General features: G+C 64.3%; 1 protein-coding gene. It reads left to right on the top strand.

Annotated features, from left to right (window positions below):
• Nucleotides 1-1,004, top strand: a 1,004-nt coding sequence (gene tuf, locus Q4543_RS24405) for an elongation factor Tu (RefSeq protein WP_303442754.1), incomplete at both ends; no start/stop codon positions are given.

Below are 1,004 nucleotides of genomic sequence, written 5' to 3'. Positions count from 1 at the left end.
AAGGCCCGCGGCATCACGATCTCGACCGCGCACGTGGAATACGAGACCGAAGCGCGTCACTACGCCCACGTCGACTGCCCCGGCCACGCTGACTATGTGAAGAACATGATCACCGGCGCCGCGCAGATGGACGGCGCGATCCTGGTGGTGAACGCGGCTGACGGCCCGATGCCGCAGACCCGCGAGCACATCCTGCTGGGCCGTCAGGTCGGCATCCCCGCCATGGTGGTGTTCCTCAACAAGGTCGACCAGGTGGACGACGAGGAACTGCTCGAGCTGGTGGAAATGGAAGTCCGCGAGCTGCTGACCGAATACGACTACCCGGGCGACGATATTCCGATCATCGCAGGCTCGGCGCTTGCGGCGATGGAAGGCCGTGACAACGCCATCGGCGAAGACAAGATCCGCGAACTGATGGCGGCCGTGGATGAGTACATCCCGCAGCCGGCACGCGCTGTCGACCAGCCGTTCCTGATGCCGATCGAAGACGTGTTCTCGATCTCGGGCCGTGGTACGGTTGTGACCGGTCGCGTCGAGCGCGGCGTTGTCAACGTTGGCGACGAACTCGAGATCGTCGGCATCAAGGACACGCAGAAGACCACCTGCACCGGCGTTGAAATGTTCCGCAAGCTGCTCGATCGCGGTGAGGCAGGCGACAACATCGGCGCGCTGCTGCGCGGCATCGACCGTGAAGCGGTTGAGCGCGGCCAGGTGCTGTGCAAGCCCAAGTCGGTGAACCCGCACACCAAGTTCGAATCCGAGGTCTACATCCTGACCAAGGAAGAAGGTGGCCGTCACACGCCGTTCTTCGCGAACTACCGCCCGCAGTTCTACTTCCGGACCACGGACGTGACCGGGACGGTGACGCTGCCGGAAGGCACCGAGATGGTGATGCCGGGCGACAACCTGAAGTTCACCGTCGAGCTGATCGCACCGATCGCCATGGAAGACGGCCTGCGCTTCGCCATCCGCGAAGGCGGCCGCACCGTCGGGTCGGGCGTCGT

Source organism: Salipiger sp. 1_MG-2023 (genome assembly GCF_030547555.1).
Classification (GTDB): domain Bacteria; phylum Pseudomonadota; class Alphaproteobacteria; order Rhodobacterales; family Rhodobacteraceae; genus Salipiger.
The sequence above is the reverse complement of the archived record's forward strand: the minus strand, read 5'-3'. Positions and strand labels throughout refer to the sequence as shown.